The organism is Bradyrhizobium sp. SBR1B (assembly GCF_014198205.1).
Taxonomy (GTDB): domain Bacteria; phylum Pseudomonadota; class Alphaproteobacteria; order Rhizobiales; family Xanthobacteraceae; genus Bradyrhizobium.
The window spans coordinates 1-20,004 of record NZ_JACIHC010000023.1 but is presented as its reverse complement, the minus strand read 5'-3'; the positions used below and the strand labels follow the sequence as shown (position 1 = coordinate 20,004).

The following is a 20,004-nucleotide window of genomic DNA, read 5'->3' as shown; positions in this document are numbered from 1 at the left end:
GCTTCTCGCCGGCTGCGGCGACATGGGCCGGTTCCAGGCTGCCGCGACCCCACCGACCGTTGCGATGCCCAAGCCGAAGCCGGCCGTCGCGCAGACCCCCGCCACCGAGAAGGAGCACGAGCGCATCCTGGCGAGCTATGGCGGCACTTACGACGATCCCAGGCTCGAATCGCTCGTCAGCAAGACCGTCGACCGGCTGGTCGCAGCGTCCGACCGTCCCGACCAGGGCTACAAGGTCACCATCCTCAATTCCGGCGCGGTGAACGCCTTCGCGCTGCCGAACGGCCAGCTCTATGTCACCCGCGGACTTCTCGCGCTCGCCAGCGACACCTCGGAATTGTCCTCCGTGCTCAGCCACGAGATGGCGCACGTGCTGTCCAAGCATGCCGCGATGCGCGAGGACCAGGCGCGCCAGGCCGCGATCGTCACCCGCGTCGTCACCGACATGAGCAACGACCCCGATCTCACCGCGCTCGCGCTGGCCAAGACCAAGCTCACCATGGCGAGTTTTTCGCGCAAGCAGGAGTTCGAGGCCGACGGCATCGGCGTCGGCATTTCCGCCAAGGCGCATTTCGATCCCTACGGTGCTGCGCGCTTCCTCTCCGCGATGGAGCGCAATGCCGAGCTGAAGGCCGGCAAGAGCTCGCTCGATCCGCGCGCGCAGGATTTCACCTCCTCGCATCCGGCAACCCCGGAGCGCGTGCAGAACGCGCAGACCATCGCGCGGCAATACACGGCGCCTGAAGGCGCCGAGCGCGACCGCGAGAGCTATCTCGCTGCGATCGACAACCTCGTCTACGGCGAAGACCCCAGCGAAGGTTTCGTCCGCGGCCGCCGCTTCCTGCATCCGAAGCTGGGCTTCACCTTCCAGGCGCCGGACAATTTCACGCTCGACAACACCGCGCAGGCGGTGATCGGCGTGCGCGAGGGCGGCGCACAGGCGATGCGTTTCGACGTGGTGCGCGTGCCGGCCGAGCAGTCGCTCGGCGACTACCTCAATTCCGGCTGGATGGAGGGCGTCGAGAAGGCGTCCACCGAAGACATCACCATCAACGGTTTCCCGGCTGCGTCGGCCACCGCCAAAGGCGACCAGTGGCAGTTCAAGGTCTACGCGCTGCGCTTCGGCAGCGACGTCTATCGCTTCATCTTCGCGGCACGGCAGAAGTCGACCGAGAGTGAGCGCAACGCGCGCGAGACCGTCAATTCATTCCGCCGCCTGACGCTCGACGAGATCCAGGCCGCGCGCCCGCTCCGCATCAAAGTCATCACCGTGCAGCCCGGCGACACCGTGGAATCGCTCTCCCACCGCATGGCCGGCGTCGACCATCCCGCCGAACGCTTCCGCGTGCTGAACGGCCTCGATCGCACCGCGCAGGTGAAGGTGCGTGATCGCGTGAAGATCGTGGCGGATTAGCGAAACGGGTGGTGCCGTAGGGTGGGCAAAGCGCAAGCGTGCCCACGCATCTTTTGCGATCGAGAGAGATGGTGGGCACGGCGCAAGGGCGCCTTTGCCCACCCTACCGCACCTGTGATGTGGCTACAGCTCGAGCTTAACGCCCCGTATCCATATCGCCCTTCTCGCGCTGGCCGCTGAGCCAGAGCGCCAGCAGGGTCCAGAACGCGCCGGACAACAGATACGCGCCCGAGGCGATGACGCCGAGATTGGTCGCGAGCAGCAAGGCGACCAGCGGCGCGAAGCCGGCACCGAACAGCCAGGCCATGTCCGAGGTCAGCGCGGACGCCGTGTATCGGTACGCCTGCTTGAAGTTCGAGGCGATCGCGCCCGAGGACTGGCCGAACGACAGGCCGAGCAGGATGAAGCCGATCACCATATAGATGGTCTCGCCGAACGCGCCGGCATCGAGCAGCTGCGGGGCAAAGCCGCTATAGATCGCGATCGCGATCGCCGATCCCATCAGCAGCGACTTGCGGCCGACGCGGTCGGCGATGATGCCGGACATCACGATCGCGCCAACGCCGAACACGGCGGCGACGATCTCGATGATCAGGAAGCGTACCGGGCTTTCGCGGGTGAACAGGAACACCCAGGACAGCGGAAACACCGTAACCATGTGAAACAGCGCGAAGCTCGCCAGCGGTGCGAACGCTCCCAGCATGATGTTCTGGCCTTCGCTCGCGACGGTGTCGGAGATGCGCGCGGGCTGCAACTCGCGGGTCTCGAACAGCGAGGCATATTCCTCCGTCGTCACCATGCGCAGGCGCGCGAACAGCGCCACGACGTTGATGGCAAAGGCGACGAAGAACGGATAGCGCCAGCCCCAGTCGAAGAAATCGTCGGCCGAGAGGTTGCCGGCGAAATAGGCGAACAGCGCGCTCGCCACGATCAGCCCGAGCGGAGCGCCGAGCTGCGGCACCATCGCGTACCAGCCGCGCTTGGAGGGCGGCGCGTTCAGCGCCAGCAGCGAAGCCATGCCGTCCCAGGCACCGCCCCAGGCCAGACCCTGCGCGATGCGCGCCAGCGCCAGCAGCCAGATCGCGGCAACGCCGATGTCGTGATAGCCGGGCAGGAACGCCAGCGCGACCGTGGCGGTGCCGAGCAGGAACAGCGCCGAGATCAGCTTGGCGGTCTTGCCGTAGGCACGGTCCACCGTCATGAAAATGACGGTGCCGATCGGCCGCGCCATGAAGGCCAGCGCGAAGATCATGAAGGAATAGAGCGTGCCGGTCAGCTCGCTCGCGAACGGGAACACCAGGCGCGGGAACACGATCACCGAGGCGATCGCGAAGACGAAGAAGTCGAAGAATTCCGAGGTGCGGCCGATGATGACGCCGATGGCGATCTCGCCGGGACTGGCCTGGTCGTGGCCGTGCTCGCCCGTGTGGAGGTCTGCCATTGCGGGGGTCTGTGCCGTCGCCATTCGTGCGCCCTTAACGTCCTGAAAACCAAAGCCGACCGCCCGGCGGGCGCCGGGCAATCTGGCCCTCTCTGACCCAACATTCCGCACTGCAACATTGGACAAATTGTCCAATGTCCGGATTGTTGCGCCGCAGCTACCCGTTGGCCCCGCAAAAGAAACTCATTCTCAAAGGCTCGGCCCGTGTCTCGTCTCAAGATCCTGGCGCTACTACCTCTGGCTGCTGCGCTCAGCGGCTGCGACTACGTCGTGCTGGCGCCAGCCGGCGATATCGCTGCCCAGCAGCGCGACCTCGTCATCATCTCCACCGTCCTGATGCTCCTGATCGTCGTCCCCGTGATGGCGCTGACGGTGCTGTTCGCCTGGCGCTATCGCCAGTCCAACACGGCCGCTCGCTATGAGCCGGAATGGGACCACTCGACCAAGCTCGAGCTGGTGATCTGGTCGGCGCCGCTGCTGATCATCGTCTGCCTGGGCGCACTGACCTGGATGGGCACGCATCTGCTCGACCCCTATCGCACTCTCGGCCGCATCCATGCCGACCGCGCCGTGGACCAGTCCAAGGCCCCGCTCGAGGTCGACGTCGTCGCGCTCGACTGGAAGTGGCTCTTTATCTATCCGGATTACGGCATCGCCACCGTCAACGAGCTCGCAGCACCGGTCGACCGTCCGATCAACTTCCGCATCACCGCATCCTCGGTGATGAACTCGTTCTACATCCCCGCGCTTGCCGGCCAGATCTACGCGATGCCGGGCATGGAGACGAAGCTCCACGCCGTCGTCAACCACGCCGGCACCTACAAGGGCTTCTCGGCGAACTACAGCGGCGCCGGCTTCTCAGGCATGCACTTCAACTTTAGAGGACTCGACGACAAGGGCTTTGACGCCTGGATCGCCAGCGCCAAATCCGCCGGCGGCTCGCTCGGCCGCGCCGAATATCTTCAGCTCGAAAAGCCCAGCCAGAACGAGCCGGAACGCCGCTACGGCACGATCGACTCCGATCTCTACCGCCTGATCCTCAACATGTGCGTCGAGACCGGCAAGATGTGCCAAAGCGAGATGATGGCGATCGACGCCAAGGGCGGCAACGGTCATCAGGGCCTGAACAACACCCTGCCGCTCACTTACGACAAGTACGCCCGCCGCGGCACCCCGCTCGGGCCGGAGCCGACTTTCGTCGCCGGCACCTGCACGCCCGATGCGCCGCAGGGCAAGACCACGGCGTCGATCACGGCTCCTGTCGACACCGCGCCGCTGCTCGGCGCCGGCCTGAAGCGGCCGAGCTTCGCGCCGCTCAAGTCCTCGTCCTTCTTCCTCGGACTGCGTCCGAAGTCAGACTCCTAAAGAGATCCCCGCATGTCTCCTGATCTTCTCAAGCTCATCTTCGGCCGGCTCGGCTTCGAATCGTTGCCGCTGCACGAGCCGATCGTCGTCGGCACCTTCGCGGTGGTCGCGCTCGGCGGCGCCGCACTGCTCGGCGGCCTCACCTATTTCCGCCTCTGGGGTTATCTCTGGCGCGAATGGTTCACCACCGTGAACCACAAGCGCATCGGCATCATGTACATGATCCTCGGCATCGTGATGCTGCTGCGCGGCTTTGCCGATGCGCTGATGATGCGCGGCCAGCAGATGCTGGCCTTTGGCGGCTCCGAAGGCTATCTCAACGCCCATCACTACGACCAGGTCTTCACCGCCCACGGCGTGATCATGATCTTCTTCGTGGCGATGCCGCTGGTGACCGGCCTGATGAACTATGTCGTGCCGCTCCAGATCGGCGCGCGCGACGTGTCGTTCCCGTTCCTGAACAATTTCAGCTTCTGGATGACGGTCGGCGGCGCAGTGCTGGTGATGGCTTCGCTGTTCATCGGCGAATTCGCCCGCACCGGCTGGCTGGCTTATCCGCCGCTGTCGAACATCGGCTACAGCCCCGATGTCGGCGTCGACTATTACATCTGGGCGCTGCAGGTCGCGGGCGTCGGCACGACATTGTCAGGCATCAACCTGATCTGCACCATCGTCAAGCTGCGGTGTCCCGGCATGACCATGATGAAGATGCCGGTCTTCACCTGGACGTCGCTCTGCACCAACGTCCTGATCGTCGCCTCCTTCCCGGTTCTGACAGTGGTGCTCGCGCTGCTCTCGCTCGACCGCTACGTCGGCACCAACTTCTTCACGAACGATTTCGGCGGCAGCCCGATGATGTACGTGAACCTGATCTGGATCTGGGGTCATCCCGAAGTCTACATCCTGGTTCTCCCGGCGTTCGGCATCTTCTCGGAAGTGACCTCGACCTTCTCCGGCAAGCGGCTGTTCGGCTACACCTCGATGGTCTACGCCACGGTCGTCATCACCATCCTGTCGTACCTGGTCTGGCTGCATCACTTCTTCACGATGGGCTCGGGCGCCAGCGTCAACTCGTTCTTCGGCATCACCACGATGATCATCTCGATCCCGACGGGCGCGAAGATGTTCAACTGGCTGTTCACGATGTATCGCGGCCGCATCCGCTACGAGCTGCCGATGATGTGGACGATCGCCTTCATGCTGACCTTCGTGATCGGCGGCATGACCGGCGTGCTGCTGGCGGTGCCGCCGGCCGACTTCGTGCTGCACAACAGCCTGTTCCTGATCGCGCACTTCCACAACGTGATCATCGGCGGCGTGGTGTTCGGCGCCTTCGCCGGCATCTCCTACTGGTTCCCGAAAGCGTTCGGCTTCAAGCTCGATCCATTCTGGGGCAAGATGTCGTTCTGGTTCTGGGTCACCGGCTTCTACCTCGCCTTCATGCCGCTCTACGTGCTCGGCCTGATGGGCGTGACCCGCCGCCTGCGCGTGTTCGACGATCCGTCCTTGCAGATCTGGTTCGTCATCGCCGCGATCGGGGCCTTCCTCGTCCTGCTCGGTATCCTCAGCATGCTGATGCAGTTCGCGGTCAGCTTCCTCAGGCGCGAGCAGCTCAAGGACGTCACCGGCGATCCCTGGGACGCGCGCACGCTGGAATGGGCGACCTCCTCGCCCCCGCCGGACTACAACTTCGCCTTCACCCCCGTCGTTCACGACAATGACGCGTGGTGGGACATGAAGAAGCACGGCTACCAGCGTCCGCTCACCGGGTTCAGGCCGATCCACATGCCCAGCAGCACCGGCACCGGCATCATCCTCGCCGGCCTCGCCACCGCGATGGGATTCGGCCTGATCTGGTACATCTGGTGGCTCGCCGCAGTGTGCTTCGCCGCGCTGCTCGTCGTCGGCATCGGCCACACCTTCAACTATCACCGCGACTTCGACATTCCGGCTGAAGACGTCATCCGGACCGAGGACGCGCGCACCAAACTGCTCGCCGGAGCCAAGTAAATGACTGTCGCTGTCAATCCCGCCCAGACCGGCGAGCCGGTCTTCTATCTCGCCGACGAACACCCGCATCCGGAAGGCTGGAGCACCTCGCTCGGCTTCTGGATCTACCTGATGAGCGACTGTCTCATCTTCGCGATCCTGTTCGCCACCTTTGGCGTGCTCGGTGGCAACTACGCCGCAGGCCCCGCACCGAAGGACCTGTTCGACCTGAACCTGGTCGCGGTGAACACTTCGATGCTGCTGCTGTCGTCGATCACGTATGGCTTTGCCATGCTGACGATGCAGCAGAACAAGGTCGCACAGACGCAAATCTGGCTGGCGATCACCGGCCTGTTCGGTCTCGCCTTCATCGGCATCGAGCTCACCGAGTTCGCTCACATGATCCATGAAGGCGCCACGCCCCAGCGCAGCGCCTTCCTGTCGGCGTTCTTCACCCTGGTCGGCACCCACGGCCTGCACGTTTCCTGCGGCCTGATCTGGCTGGTGACGCTGATGGTGCAGGTCCAGAAGTTCGGCCTGATCGAAGCCAACCGCCGCCGCCTGATGTGCCTGTCGATGTTCTGGCACTTCCTCGACGTGGTCTGGATCGGCGTCTTCACCTTCGTCTATCTCCTGGGAGTTCTGCGATGAGCACCGATACCCACGCAGCCGGCGCGCACGACCATCACCACGCCGACGGCCACGCCCACAGCACGTTCTCGGGCTACATGCTCGGCTTCGTGCTCTCGGTCGTGCTGACCGCGATCCCGTTCTGGCTGGTGATGAGCGGCGCACTGCCGAGCAAGCAGATCACCGCGCTCGTGATCATGGCCTTCGCGGTCGTGCAGATCGTCGTGCACATGATCTACTTCCTGCACATGAACACGACGTCCGAGAACGGCTGGAGCATGATGGCGCTGATCTTCACCATCGTCATGGTGGTGATCGCGCTGTCGGGTTCGCTGTGGGTGATGAGCCACCTCAACAGCAACATGATGCCGATCCACCAGATGAGCGGAATGAAGTGAGCGAAGTCAGGACCGTGACCAGCAAGACGAGCGGGGCGCGCAGCGAGGCTGCGCGGTCCCCGTCCCTGTGGCTCACGGTCCTCTCGCTGACGGCCTTTGTTGTTCTGATCGCACTCGGCATCTGGCAGATCGAGCGCCGCGCCTGGAAGCTGGCGCTGATCGACCGCGTCGAGCAGCGTGTCCATGCCCCGGCCCAGCCGATCCCCTCGCCCGATTCATGGCCTGCGGTTTCCAGGGCAAATGACGAATACAGGCATGTCAGCGTCACCGGCCGCTTCCTGCATGACCGCGAGACGCTGGTCCAGGCGGTCACCGAGGAAGGCCCGGGCTATTGGGTGCTGACACCGCTCCAGCGCGATGACGGCACACAGGTCCTGGTCAACCGCGGCTTCGTGCCGTCCGAGCGGCGCGACGCATCGACGCGCCGGGACGGCAATCCGGACGGCCAGGTCGAGATCACCGGCCTGCTCCGCATGACAGAGCCGAAAGGCGGATTCCTCCGGAACAACGTGCCCCAGCACAACCGCTGGTATTCGCGGGATGTCGCCGCGATTGCGACCGCCCGCGGTCTGCACGATGTCGCGCCGTTCTTCGTCGATGCCGATGCCGGATCACAATCCGGCAGCGGTCCAATCGGCGGATTGACCGTGGTCAGCTTTCCCAATAACCACCTGATCTACGCGCTGACGTGGTTCGCCCTGGCTTTCATGCTGGCGGGTAAACTCTTCGTCACATTCGGCGGCGGGCTGTTCCGCCGCAAACGCTTCGTCCACGAAAAGGCAGGCGGCTCCGATGCCGTCGCCCGCAGGACGGGATCAGATGCTGGAACGATCGTCGAGCCGACCTGACGACGGGAAGACGCTTTCCCACACACTTGCGCATGGCGGGCTGGCCGTCACGCTGCAATCGCAGGCGGACGCGCGCAGCGAGCTGATCGGCACGACTCCGACCGACGACGAGACCAACCGCAAGAACATGGCGCTGCTGATCCAGCTGCGCTGGACCGCGGTGGTCGGCCAGATCGTGACGATCGGCGGCGTGCATCTTGGGCTCGGCATTCCCCTGCCGCTGGAGCGGATGGGCGCGGTGATCGGCGCGCTGGTGCTGCTCAACGTCTCCAGCCTGGTCTGGGTGCGCCATCGCGCCGCGATCACCAACAACGAGCTGCTGGTCGCCTTGATGCTGGACGTCGCCGCGCTAACCGCGCAGCTCTACCTCTCTGGCGGCGCCACCAATCCCTTCACCTCGCTGTTCCTGCTCCAGGTGACGCTCGGCGCGGTGCTGCTCGATGCCCGCTCGACCTGGTCGCTGGTCGCGCTGACCTGCGCGAGTTTTGTCTGGCTGACGCTGGCATACCGCCCGCTGGACCTGCCGCCGAACCCGCTGAGCGAGACCTATACGCTCACGGTCGCCGGCATGCTGCTGGGCTTCGTTCTCAACGCCGTGCTGCTGGTCGTGTTCGTCACCCGCATCAACAGGAATTTGCGCGAGCGCGACGCGAATCTGGCCGCGCTGCGCCAGCATGCCGCCGAGCAGGATCACATCGTCCGCATGGGCCTGCTCGCCTCCGGCGCGGCCCATGAGCTCGGCACACCGCTCGCCTCGCTCTCGGTGATCCTCAGCGATTGGCGCCGCATGCCGGATCTTGCCGCCGATCAGGAGCTCGCCGAGGACCTCGCGGAGATGGAAACCTCGCTGCAGCGCTGCAAGTCGATCGTGACGGGCATCCTGGTCTCGGCCGGCGAAGCGCGCGGCGAAGGCTCATCGCCGACGACGGTGACGGCCTTCGTGACCGCCCTGGTCGACGAATGGCGCGACGCGCGCTCGGCGCGGACGCTCTACTTCGTCAATACGTTCGGAGCGGACGTCGCCATCGTCTCCGACATCGCGCTGAAGCAGGTCATCTTCAACGTGCTCGACAACGCCTATGAAGTCTCGCGGGAATGGGTCGAGCTCGTCGCCGAGCGCGAGGGCGACAATCTCGTGCTGTCGATCAGCGATCGCGGCCCGGGCTTTGCGCCGGAGATGCTGGCGCAGCTCGGAAAACCCTATCACTCGAGCAAGGGCCGCGCCGGCGGCGGGCTCGGGCTGTTCCTGGTGGTGAACGTGGTGCGCAAGCTCGGAGGCACCGTGACCGCCGAGAACCACAGGAAGCGCGGCGCCACCGTCCGCCTCACGCTACCGCTCGCAACGCTGGCGATCGGAGGGAATTTTGACGCCTGACCGTTCGCTCATCGTCGTCGAGGACGATGCCGGCTTTGCGCGCACGCTGAAGCGCTCGTTCGAGCGCCGCGGCTATGATGTCGTGCTCGCCGCCTCGATCGAGGACGTGCGGAACGTGCTGGAGGAACGCTCCTTCGGCCACGCCGTCGTCGACCTCAAGCTCGGCGGCGCCTCGGGCCTTGCCTGCGTCGAGCTGCTGCACACGCACGACCCTGACATGCTGATCGTGGTGCTCACCGGCTTTGCCAGCATCTCGACCGCCGTCGAGGCGATCAAGCTGGGCGCCTGCCACTATCTCGCAAAGCCCTCGAACACCGACGACATCGAAGCCGCCTTCAACAAGGCCGAAGGCAACGCCGAGGTCGCGCTCGATGCACGGCCGACCTCGATCAAGACGCTGGAATGGGAGCGCATCCACCAGACCCTGATCGAGACCGATTTCAATATCTCGGAGGCGGCAAGAAGGCTCGGCATGCACCGGCGCACGCTGGCAAGGAAGCTCGAGAAGCGGCCGGTGAAGTGACCCGCCACGCGTCGTTTGACGAAGACTCTCTCCTCTCGTCGTCCCGGCGAACGCCGGGACCCCTACCGCGGAATCTATCGTTGCGATCGGTAGGCGTACCGAACGACTAGTCTTCGTCAAACTTCTCCCCTGGGGGTATGGGTCCCGGCGTTCGCCGGGACGACACCGAGTTTGTCGAGAGAGCTCTTGCACGAAGCTTCAGTCATCGTCTTGGAAAACATTCCCCAAACAAAAAGCCCGGCCATTCGGCCGGGCTTTTGATTGCTTGCGCAGAGCGAAGCTGCTTACGCGGCCTCGTCGGCGACGGTGGTGTCGTCGCCATCGGTGTCGTCGGTATCGCCCTCGGCATCCGTATCGCCCTCGCCGTCGGCGGCTTCCGCCTTGGCGTTGGTGCGGCGCGGGCTCTTGGCGAGCTGGGCTTCGATCTCCTTGACCGCTTCGGTCTCGGTCGAGTGCTGCACCACCGCGATCTCGCGGGAGAGACGATCGAGCGCCGCTTCATAGAGCTGGCGTTCGCTGTAGGACTGCTCCGGCTGCGACTCCGAGCGGTAGAGGTCGCGCACGACTTCCGCGATCGCGACGATGTCGCCCGAATTGATCTTCGCTTCGTATTCCTGGGCGCGGCGCGACCACATGGTGCGCTTGACGCGGGCGCGGCCCTTGAGCGTCTCCAGCGCCTTCTTCACCAGCGCCGGCTCGGACAGCTTGCGCATGCCGACATTGGCGACCTTGGCGGTCGGCACGCGCAGCGTCATCTTGTCCTTGATGAAGTTGATGACGAACAGCTCGAGCTTCGCGCCGGCGATCTCCTGCTCCTCGATGGCCAGGATCTGGCCGACGCCGTGAGCGGGATAGACGACGAATTCATTGGCCTTGAAGCCCTGACGCTGGGTCACGACCTTCTTTTCCTCGACCTTCGGCGCAGCAGCCGCCGGCTTCACAGCGGGCTTGGCGGCAGCAACGGGAGCCTTGGCAGGAGCAGCAACGGGAGCCTTCGACGCGGCGGGCTTGGCAGCGGGAGCCTTGGCGGCAACGGGCTTGACAGCAGGCTTGGCAACGGTCGCTTTCGCGGCCGGTTTGGCAGTCTTGTTAGGCATTGCGCTTCTTTTGTTCTTCGAGGACTTTGCAGCCGGCGCCTTCGTCGCGGTCCGACCTTTGGATGCGCTACGGCTGGCCGCGGCGACTTTTTTGGCCTCCTTATGGGAAGCCCTCGCTGAAGTACTCTTTTTACGCGTTTTCTGTGACACAGCCTGCGCGCGGAAACTGCCACGCCCCTGTTCGACATTTGGTTTCACGGGAACCCAGCGGGGCCAACGGGGCTGACAGGGTTCGGCTTAATGTGCCCAATATAGCACATTTCCCGCAAAAATCAATGATTTAGGGGTCTTGAGGGCTGGTTTTCGGCGGAAGCGCCGCTATTAGGGTTAAGTTTGAGCCCGATTCAGTCGCCGGAGCCGGGGTTCGGAGAAAAATATTTCTCGAACTTGCCTTCCATGCCGTCGAATTCCTTGGCGTCGGCAGGTGATTCTTTCTTCTGGGTGATGTTCGGCCAGCTCTTGGCGTAGTCGGCGTTGACCGAAAGCCACTTTTCCAGGCCCGGTTCCGTGTCCGGCTTGATGGCGTCGGCGGGGCATTCCGGCTCGCACACGCCGCAATCGATGCACTCGTCCGGGTGGATGACGAGCATGTTGTCACCCTCGTAGAAGCAGTCGACCGGGCAGACCTCGACGCAGTCGGTGTACTTGCACTTGATGCAGTTTTCAGTGACGACGTAAGTCATCCAACGCTCCGAAAAGCTCTTTTAAAAGTCGCGGCTTGCGTAGCGCGTATGGCCCTGCGCTGCAAGGTCGGGAAGGCCCGATCATGACGGCTTTGTGTGTTTGATCGACCAAGAACTGAATTCGAAACGCAATTAATTGCGTTTCGCTTCGCTTAGCTCCTCAAAGAGCACCCGCGCCGCGGCAGCATCGCCACGGCGTTCGCTGAAGCCGGTGACCTTCAACACCCGCACGGTGCGATCGAGCGCGACGGTGATGACGTCGCCGATCTTGATCGCATGCCCCGGCGACTTTTCACGCTCGCCGTTGACGCGAACGTGGCCCGACCCGACGAGCTCGGCCGCGGAGGTGCGCGCCTTCACCACCCGCGCGTGCCACAGCCATTTGTCGAGGCGCTGCCGCTCGGTCGTCGTGGCTCTATTCCTTCTGACGCGTTTTCTTCACGCGAACCGCTCCGCACTTCGCTTGAAAACGCTATGCTACTCCTTGCGCCCGGACAGCTGCTCTTTCAGCGCCGCGAGCTTGGCGAAGGGCGAATTCGGATCGGCCGGGCGATCGCGCTCGCGCGGATTTGCGCTCGAGGCGTAGGGACGCAGCGAGGGTCCGCCCTGGCGGTCGCGGCCCTTGTCGCGGTCGCGGCCGCGGTTGTCACGGCCCTTGTCGCGGTCTCCGCCGAATTTGCCCTTGTCGCGATCGCGCCCCTTGTTGTCGCGATCCTTGCCCTCGAAGCGGCGGTTCCTGTCGTCGCGCCCCTCGGGACGCGGCGCGCCCTCGCCACCTTCGCGCGGCTTGCGGAAGTCTCTGCCGCCGTCCCTGCGATGGCCGCCATGACGCTGGCCCGGCTTGGCGCCGTCGGCTGCTTGTGCGGCCCCGCCTTCCGCGGGCGCGGCACCTGCCTCTGCGCCTCCTTGCGGACGCTGATGGTGGTGACGCTGGTGGCGATGGCGCTCGTGGCGCGGCTTGCGGTCCTCGTGACGGCCGCCGGGACGCCAGACCTCGATCAGCTCGGGCTCGGCGGGCGTCGCCGCAGCTTCGACAGGCGCGGCGGCGTCGGGTGACGCGGCGGCTTCGGTTGCAGCCGTCTCGGCCGGAGCGGCTTCGAGGCCGGCAGTCTCGGTGGGCGCAGCAGGCTCTTCCGCCGGCGGCGCAATGCCGGGGGCGTCTTCGGGCGTGACAGGGGCCTCGGGAGAGGCTTCGAGCGCGGGCTCGGCCTCCTGAGCCGGCTCGTCCTGCAGCTCCATGCCGGGCGCATCTTCGACCGTGACCGGCTCGGCGACCGCTTCGGTGGAAGCCTCCGCCGGCAGGCCGGCAACGGCCTCTGCGGCGGTCTCGGTCGAGGTCGCTGTCGCGGATTCGGCGCTGCCTTCAGCCGGCGGCGTCTCGGCCGCGACCGTTTCCACCACGGCCGGCTTTTGCGGCAGCGGCGGACGCTTCTCCATGCGATAGCCGAGCGCGCGCAAGACCGACGCAAAATCTTCGCCGGCAGATCCCGTGAGCGACGTCATCGCCTGCGTCACCACGAAGCCGCGGCCGTCGAAGGCGCCGGCCGGCTTTTCGCCGGACGCGTTCTCGCGCCAGGCCAGCGCCGGACGGATCAGATCGGCAAGACGCTCCAGAATGTCGACGCGCACGGCGCGCTCGCCGGCCTGCTTGTAGCCGAGCACGCGATAGGCATCGCGCGGCAAGGCCTTGTCGACCGGGAACGAGGTGCGCCCCGAGGATGCCAGATGCTGCGCGCCCGACAGCGAGGACAGATCGACATTGTCCTGCTTCAGCGCCCAGAGCAGCGCCGCGAGCGCACGCGCGGCCGGCTTCAAAAGGCCGGGGAAATAGATGTGATAGGCGCCGAAACGGACGCCGTATTTGCGCAACACCGCGCGCGACGGCTGGTCGAGATCCTTCAGCTCGTTGGCGATCTTCGGACGCTCGAGCACGCCGAGCGCCTCGACGAGCTGATAGGCGATGCCGCGGGCGATGCCGGTGACGTCCTCGGCCTTGGAGAGCTCGAACATCGGCCCGAGCAGCTTCTCGACATGGGTCTTGAGCCAGAGCTCGAGCCGGGCCTGCACCTTCTCGCGGGGGCCGCCGGTCAGGCGCTCGTCGGAGATGATGCGGATGCGCGGATGCAGCGCGTCCTCTGCGGCGGACAGCCGCGCCACGGCATCGCCGGTCCAGCGGATGATGCCTTCGGAGGTCAGCACGAACTGATCGTCCGGCGCGTTGCCGAGCTTTTCGGCGCGCGTGTTGATCTCGCCGGCGAGCACCGCTTGCGCTGCAGCCTGCAAGGCTTTCGCATCCGAGCCGGCTTCCGCCGCATCCGGTGCAAAGGTGAAGCCGTCGAGGCGGCCGATGACATGGCCTTCGACGATGACTTCGCCGGTCTTGCCGATTTCAGTATTCAAGCTCGTGTTCTCCCGCAGGCGGCGCATCAATACACTGGTCCGGCGATCAACGAAACGCTCAGTCAAGCGTTCATGGAGCGCATCCGATAATTTATTTTCGACCTCCCGCGCGATCCCCTGCCAGCGTTCGGGGTCTTTCAGCCAGTCCGGGCGGTTGGCGACGAAGGTCCAGGTGCGAATCTGCGCGATCCGGGCCGACAGCGTGTCGATGTCGCCGTCGACGCGGTCGGCCTGGGTGATCTGAGACTCGAACCAGGCGTCGGGGATGCAGCCCTTCCGCATCAGGAAGCCGTATAGCGTGGTCACCAGCTCGGCATGGGCGGCCGGCGACAATTTTCGGTAATCGGGGACCTGGCAGGCCTCCCACAGCCGCTCCACCGCCGCCTTGCCATGCGCGATATCGCGCACCTCGACGTCGCGGGCGGCATGGTCGAGCACGCGCATGTCCTCGGCGACGGGGGCGCGCGTCAGCGCCTCGTGGCCGGGGGCGAGGTTCAGGGACACCTGGAGCGCGCCGAGCGAGGAGAAATCCAGCCTGGCGTTGCGCCATTGCAGCATCTTCACGGGATCGAAAGTGTGGTTCTGCAGCGCGTTGACGAGCTCGGGCTCGAACGGCGCGCAGCGGCCGGTGGTGCCGAAAGTGCCGTTGCGCGTGGCGCGGCCGGCGCGCCCCGCAATCTGCGCGAATTCGGACGGCGTCAGCCTACGGAACTGGTAGCCGTCGAACTTGCGGTCGGAGGCAAACGCAACGTGGTCGACGTCGAGATTGAGGCCCATGCCGACGGCATCGGTGGCGACGAGATAATCGACATCGCCGTTCTGGAACATCGCCACCTGCGCGTTCCGCGTGCGGGGCGAGAGCGAGCCCAGCACCACGGCGGCGCCGCCATGCTGGCGGCGGATCAGCTCGGCGATGGCGTAGACCTCGTCGGCCGAGAACGCGACGATGGCAGTGCGGCGCGGCTGGCGCGTGATCTTGCGGTCGCCGGCGAATTCGAGCTGCGACAGGCGCGGCCGCGTGATCATGGAGACGCCAGGCAGCAGCCGCTCGATGATCGGGCGCATCGTGGCGGCGCCCAGCAGCAGCGTCTCGTCGCGGCCGCGGCGGTTGAGGATGCGATCGGTGAAGACGTGGCCGCGTTCGAGATCGCTGGCGATCTGGACCTCGTCGACGGCGAGGAAGGAAAGGTCGAGGTCGCGCGGCATCGCCTCGACGGTCGAGACCCAATAGCGGGGATTCCTGGGCTTGATCTTCTCCTCGCCGGTGACGAGCGCGACCGCCTCGGCGCCGACCCGGCCAGCGATCTTGTTGTAGACCTCGCGCGCGAGCAGGCGCAGCGGCAGGCCGATCATCCCCGACGGATGCGCCAGCATCCGCTCGATGGCGAGATGGGTCTTGCCGGTGTTGGTCGGCCCGAGCACCGCAGTGACGCCGGCGCCAGGCACCCGATCGGACGGCGCGCGCTCGGAAGCGAAGGGGGAGGAGGAAAAGGGCATCTGGGGGATTAGGTAGTGGCGATTTGGGCGAATGTCAGTGCTGTCTGGGGCGGGGGCGGGGCTTGGGGGCTGATCCGCCCACCATCAGCCCGTCATCCTGAGGCGCGAGCCATGCGGCGCATCGCGCCGCATGGGGAGCCTCGAAGGATGAACGGCCCGGGTGCCAATCCAGCGAATGTCCGCGGCGCCAGCCGGGCCCGTCGCCCTTCGAGGGCCGCTGAAGAAGCGGCCACCTCAGGGTGACGGGATGTGGCGGCGGAGAATCCGGCGCCTCCCCAAACCTCGCGCAACTGTCTCACTTTGCGACGCTTTTCCCGTTGGCTTTAAGCTTCGGAACGACTCTAGAACGAATCGCGGCCGAATCGCTGACTCCCCCTGGAGTCATGTTCCGTTCACGCAACATGTCGCGGGAGTCTTGTTGGCTGCAACTAGATGGAGTTTTGGGCCGCCGTACAAGTGACGTTTCGATGGCGCAAAGCCTTAAGTTGGGGACGACGCGGAGTCGAATCAGAATCGGGGAGGAGTCAAATGGATTCCCCGGATCGAGGCCGCCCAAACCCATTTTCGCGAAAACAACCCCATGCACAGTAGGTAAGTAATTAAAATCACGACACTTCTTCCGTCATCCTGAGGTGCGAGTGGCGCGGTGCCCAGCACCGCGCCGGGAGCCTCGAAGGATGGACGGCCCGGTTGCGGCGGCTGGCGCTGGTTTCCTCGCGGTGAGAGCCGGGCTGTCGCCCTTCGAGGGCCGCCAAAGAGGCGGCCACCTCAGGGTGACGAGTTAACAAAGGACAGGCGCGGAAACAGCCGCCTACTGCGTCTTCGCCACCCTTGGCGGCTGGGCCGTGGTGATGAAGCTGGTGGCTTCCAGCATGGCCGGGCCGAGCGGCGTCGGCACTTTCAGCCAGAACGGGACCAGGACGCGCGTGCCGGCGACGGGGGCAAAGGCGATCTCGATGTTGCGCTGGGCGGCGAGGTATTTGATCACGGGGCGGTCCGGGATGTAGCCGGCGACGGGCACGAAATAGAGCGAACAGACCACCACCGGGCCGTGATAGCCCTTCTCCGCCTTCACGCTCTCCATTCGCTTGAAATCGAGCTTCAGATCGTAGCGCATGCGGCCGTCGAACACGGGCGCCGAGTTGTGGCAGGCGTCCGGCGAGACCGGGTCGCCATTGCCGGGCACGCGCAGCAGCGAGGCCGTCATGGGGTCCCAGACGCCGCGGCGGTGCGCGTCGGTGACGACGATACGGTCCGGATCGACCGGCGGCTCCGGCAGAATGGCAAAATCCTTCACATTGCCCTTGTCGAGCGTGATGCGGATCTCTTCGGTCTTCTTCGAGGTGGTGGTGGAGGCCTGGTAGCCGGTCGCAACCAGCGCGCCGTTGACGATGCGCCCTTGGCTAGCGCCGGTGCCGGACCCGCCGGTGAACGACTTCAGCAGCCCCGAGGTGCCGCCCGCGGCCGCCGCCGAGAACACGTCGTCCTGGATGTCGATGTTCCATGCGCCCTTGCCGACGGGAATGCCGGCCAGCGAGGCCTCATATTGCGCCTCGAGCTTGCCCTGCGCCGCCGCGGGCACCGCGCCCCACGCCACCACCAGGCCGCAAAGCGCCGCCAGCCAGCCGGCAAAGCGCGGGCGGACTGAGCGCTGTTCTGGCGCAAAAGGGGACGTTGTGAGCACGAAACAATCCAATCGGGGCGCGACGGTTGTTACTTAAGCCAAAAACCGCGGCAAACAATGTGTCCGGGCGTATCGAGCCGGGAACTCCACCGGAGTCTTCAGGCGCGAATACGCCCTTTATGTGATGGTAAGGCGCGACAAACATTGCCGTTTTGGTGATCGACGGTAGCCGGGAGCGCTCACCTACCTCCACCCACTCCGCCGTCATGCCCCGGCTTGACCGGGGCATCCAGTACGCCGCGGCCCCCCCTGGTCAGCCGCGCCGCCGCGGAGTACTGGATCGCCCGGTCCCAGCGCGCAATTGCGCGCAAGGCCGGGCGATGACACCTGTTGTGGCGCGCAAATCCCCGCCCAAAACCTTGACTGCCCGCCCCTTCCCCCCTATACGTCCGCCCGCTCCCTGCAAGGACAAAAGAATTAGCCCCCGTGGCGCCCAGAATGGCGGCCGCAATCGTTGGGGGATCGAACTCAAGGATTTATGCCATGTCTCGCCGCTGCGAACTGACGGCCAAGGGCCCCCTCGTCGGCCACAAGGTCAGCCACTCCAACATCAAGACCAAGCGCCGCTTCCTGCCGAACCTAGTCAACGTGACCTTCATCAGCGAAGCCCTGGAGCGCAACGTGCGCCTGCGCGTCTCCACCAACGCGGTCAAGAGCGTCGACCACAATGGCGGCCTCGATGCCTTCCTGCTCAAGGCCAAGGCCGACCTGCTGTCGCCGCGCGCCCTCGAGCTGAAGCGCGCCATCCAGAAGAAGGTCGGCCCGTCGGCGGCACCGGCCAAGAAGGCCAGCTAAGTTTTTCAGAATTGGGCGGGGGCTAGGTTGCGTCGCGTGGCGTAGGCTTAGCCAGTAGAGTTTGCGTTGCGGCCGGATCGGATGATCCGGCCGTTTTTGTTTGTGTGGAGTTTTGAGCCCCCAAAGCACCAAAGGTCACGAAACGGTGGATACCCGACTTGATGGTGCACTGCGCTACAGCCTAGAGTTTAGCCGAAGAATCGCCGCCACTTTCTTTCTCTTTGGGAAAAGTCGTATTGCACCGAACGTTTCCAACGCACGATCTTTCAGACGACGAGTTCGAGACGCTCGTCGCAGCAATTTGCTACCATGTCCTTGGCACAGGCATCATCGTTTTTGCCACCGGTCCGGACGGTGGAAGGGACGGACTCTTTACTGGAACAGCCAGCAAGTTTCCTAGTCCGGCGGCGCCACTTGCGGGCAAGTTCATCGTTCAAGCGAAACACACACAGAATCCCGCCGGCTCCTGCGCCGATGCCATTTTCGGAAGGATACTAGTAGGCGAGCACTCAAAGATTGCGAAACTCATCGCAACTGGAGAGCTGGAGCACTATCTCGTATTTACAAACCGCAAAAAGCCGGCGAACGATGCCATCACCAAGGAGCAGGCGTTACTGGCGCTGGGCCTCACATCGGCACACCTTCTCGGGGCCGAACAATTGCGGCTCTGGCTCACTCTCCATCCAGAAATCTGGTCAAAGTTAGGATTTGATCGATTTGATGCACCACTGCGAATTCAGGTCGATGATCTCACCTCAGTAATAACTGCATTCCATCAGACCGTCAGCGGAACGCCTCCAATTGGGGACGGCACAGATCTCACGTACGTCTCCAAACCCAAAAAGAATAAGATCAACAAACTGAGCGATTCCTATTGGGAAGAAATTCGAACTCGGTCACTGCCGTACTTCAGGACGATAGAAGACTTCCTCAAGAATCCGCGCAACATTGACTTTAGAGAGATGTATGAAGACACGGCCGACGAGATCAGACGCAAACTAATCACCAAGTCGCCTCCGTTTGAAAGCTTCGACGATGCCCTAACGTCCATCATAGACTTGGTCACAACCAACAATCCCAGCTTAAACAAACGGCGTCGATACGCCTCACTCTTTCTGCATTACATGTATTACACTTGCGATATCGGCCAACATGCTAATCCCCTCGAAGCATCTTGATTTGGACAGAGCTGTCGTTCGGGTCGCTAGCGAGCTTCTAGCCGAACTACGTCGAAGACGAATCATGGACTACGATTCAGCAATGCGATTGATTAAGCGACGCATAGGAGACGATGGCGAAGCAGTAATTGCTCCAGCGATAAGCTTTCTATTCCTCATAGGCCGACTCGAATATCACTCGAAAAACGATACATTCGAATATCGAGCGTGATGAAGTTACGGCCATGCAACTAAACCGACTATATTCGAATCTGGATCATCTCTTTACCCCGATCCACTTCAATGCTGGCCCAGCATCTTCGTTTCTGAACGTCGTGTTTGCTGAGGTAACGAGAAAGCGTGCCCGAGACGGAGATTCGCACAACCTCGGCAAGACGACTTTGATCGCACTGATCGACTTCGTCCTACTCAAAGACATCTCAGGAGCGGATCACTTTCTTGCCAAACACAAGGATCGTTTCAACGATTTTGTGTTCTACTTCGAAGTCCTCACACACGAGGGCACATGTGTGACGGTTCGACGATCGGTAGCGGAGCCGAATGAGATCAGCTTGATAAAGACGGATATCAGCATCGCTGACGCGCGTGAATTGCCTAGGGTCTGTTTGGATTCAGGATTCTCATTCCCGCTTGATTGTGATTCAAGCTTGGAATGAACCGATTCGTTTTGACTGATGCCCAATGGGC

General features: G+C 64.0%; 17 protein-coding genes and 1 pseudogene. 12 read left to right on the top strand and 6 right to left on the bottom strand.

The window, feature by feature from the left end:
- Nucleotides 1-22: 22 nt before the first annotated feature.
- Nucleotides 23-1,414, top strand: coding sequence for a M48 family metalloprotease (locus GGD61_RS35290; protein ID WP_244550774.1), 1,392 nt, complete (start codon nt 23-25; stop codon nt 1,412-1,414).
- Nucleotides 1,415-1,550: 136 nt separating this feature from the next.
- Here GGD61_RS35290 and GGD61_RS35285 read toward each other — a convergent pair whose 3' ends face one another.
- Entirely contained in the window at nt 1,551-2,879 is a 1,329-nt protein-coding gene (locus GGD61_RS35285) for an MFS transporter (protein ID WP_018316475.1), read from the bottom strand.
- A gap of 180 nt (nt 2,880-3,059) precedes the next feature.
- Here GGD61_RS35285 and cyoA point away from each other — a divergent pair, with 180 nt between their 5' ends.
- The 7 genes from cyoA to GGD61_RS35250 are packed head-to-tail and all read left to right on the top strand — an operon-like array spanning nt 3,060 to nt 9,983.
- Nucleotides 3,060-4,220 (top strand): ubiquinol oxidase subunit II, encoded by a 1,161-nt coding sequence (gene cyoA / locus GGD61_RS35280; protein ID WP_092261290.1) that lies wholly within the window; start codon nt 3,060-3,062, stop codon nt 4,218-4,220.
- 12 nt (nt 4,221-4,232) lie between these two features.
- Complete coding sequence (cyoB, locus tag GGD61_RS35275; RefSeq protein WP_183232064.1) at nt 4,233-6,230, top strand: cytochrome o ubiquinol oxidase subunit I; 1,998 nt, start codon at nt 4,233-4,235, stop codon at nt 6,228-6,230.
- Complete coding sequence (gene cyoC, locus GGD61_RS35270; protein WP_018316478.1) at nt 6,231-6,860, top strand: cytochrome o ubiquinol oxidase subunit III; 630 nt, start codon at nt 6,231-6,233, stop codon at nt 6,858-6,860.
- Nucleotides 6,857-7,237: a cytochrome o ubiquinol oxidase subunit IV gene (gene cyoD / locus GGD61_RS35265; RefSeq protein WP_092261292.1), complete on the top strand. Its 381-nt coding sequence runs from the start codon at nt 6,857-6,859 to the stop codon at nt 7,235-7,237. Before cyoC ends, cyoD begins: the two co-directional genes overlap by 4 nt.
- Nucleotides 7,234-8,085 carry an SURF1 family protein gene (locus GGD61_RS35260; RefSeq protein WP_183232063.1) on the top strand — a complete coding sequence of 284 codons (852 nt, stop codon included), beginning with the start codon at nt 7,234-7,236 and terminating at the stop codon, nt 8,083-8,085. Before cyoD ends, GGD61_RS35260 begins: the two co-directional genes overlap by 4 nt.
- The gene (locus GGD61_RS35255) at nt 8,057-9,460 is read left to right on the top strand and encodes an ATP-binding protein (protein WP_183232062.1); all 1,404 of its coding nucleotides are present in this window, start codon (nt 8,057-8,059) and stop codon (nt 9,458-9,460) included. The genes GGD61_RS35260 and GGD61_RS35255 overlap by 29 nt, the downstream gene beginning before the upstream one ends.
- Complete coding sequence (locus tag GGD61_RS35250) at nt 9,450-9,983, top strand: response regulator transcription factor (protein ID WP_018316482.1); 534 nt, start codon at nt 9,450-9,452, stop codon at nt 9,981-9,983. The genes GGD61_RS35255 and GGD61_RS35250 overlap by 11 nt, the downstream gene beginning before the upstream one ends.
- A 284-nt stretch (nt 9,984-10,267) precedes the next feature.
- Here GGD61_RS35250 and GGD61_RS35245 read toward each other — a convergent pair whose 3' ends face one another.
- The 5 genes and pseudogenes from GGD61_RS35245 to GGD61_RS35225 all read right to left on the bottom strand — a co-directional run bounded on the left by GGD61_RS35245 (nt 10,268) and on the right by GGD61_RS35225 (nt 17,281).
- Entirely contained in the window at nt 10,268-11,080 is an 813-nt protein-coding gene (locus GGD61_RS35245) for a CarD family transcriptional regulator (RefSeq protein WP_084674786.1), read from the bottom strand.
- A gap of 344 nt (nt 11,081-11,424) precedes the next feature.
- The gene (gene fdxA, locus GGD61_RS35240; RefSeq protein WP_011082989.1) at nt 11,425-11,763 is read right to left on the bottom strand and encodes a ferredoxin FdxA; all 339 of its coding nucleotides are present in this window, start codon (nt 11,761-11,763) and stop codon (nt 11,425-11,427) included.
- A 132-nt stretch (nt 11,764-11,895) separates the two neighbouring features.
- Nucleotides 11,896-12,165, bottom strand: a pseudogene (locus GGD61_RS35235) (RNA-binding S4 domain-containing protein); the annotation flags it as partial.
- 75 nt (nt 12,166-12,240) lie between these two features.
- Entirely contained in the window at nt 12,241-15,660 is a 3,420-nt protein-coding gene (locus tag GGD61_RS35230; RefSeq protein ID WP_183232061.1) for a helicase-related protein, read from the bottom strand.
- An 811-nt stretch (nt 15,661-16,471) separates the two neighbouring features.
- Nucleotides 16,472-17,281 (bottom strand): DUF3108 domain-containing protein, encoded by an 810-nt coding sequence (locus GGD61_RS35225; RefSeq protein ID WP_183232090.1) that lies wholly within the window; start codon nt 17,279-17,281, stop codon nt 16,472-16,474.
- Nucleotides 17,282-17,827: 546 nt separating this feature from the next.
- On the opposite strand from GGD61_RS35225, the gene rpmB reads away from it, so the two are divergent.
- The 4 genes from rpmB to GGD61_RS35210 all read left to right on the top strand — a co-directional run bounded on the left by rpmB (nt 17,828) and on the right by GGD61_RS35210 (nt 19,973).
- Nucleotides 17,828-18,139, top strand: a complete 312-nt coding sequence (gene rpmB / locus GGD61_RS35220; protein ID WP_183232060.1) for a 50S ribosomal protein L28 — start codon at nt 17,828-17,830, stop codon at nt 18,137-18,139.
- Nucleotides 18,140-18,375: 236 nt separating this feature from the next.
- Entirely contained in the window at nt 18,376-19,317 is a 942-nt protein-coding gene (locus tag GGD61_RS35215) for an ABC-three component system protein (protein WP_183232059.1), read from the top strand.
- The gene (locus tag GGD61_RS41715; RefSeq protein WP_409362483.1) at nt 19,292-19,528 is read left to right on the top strand and encodes an ABC-three component system middle component 8; all 237 of its coding nucleotides are present in this window, start codon (nt 19,292-19,294) and stop codon (nt 19,526-19,528) included. The genes GGD61_RS35215 and GGD61_RS41715 overlap by 26 nt, the downstream gene beginning before the upstream one ends.
- 13 nt (nt 19,529-19,541) lie before the next feature.
- Complete coding sequence (locus GGD61_RS35210) at nt 19,542-19,973, top strand: hypothetical protein (protein WP_183232058.1); 432 nt, start codon at nt 19,542-19,544, stop codon at nt 19,971-19,973.
- The last annotated feature ends 31 nt before the right edge of the window (nt 19,974-20,004 follow it).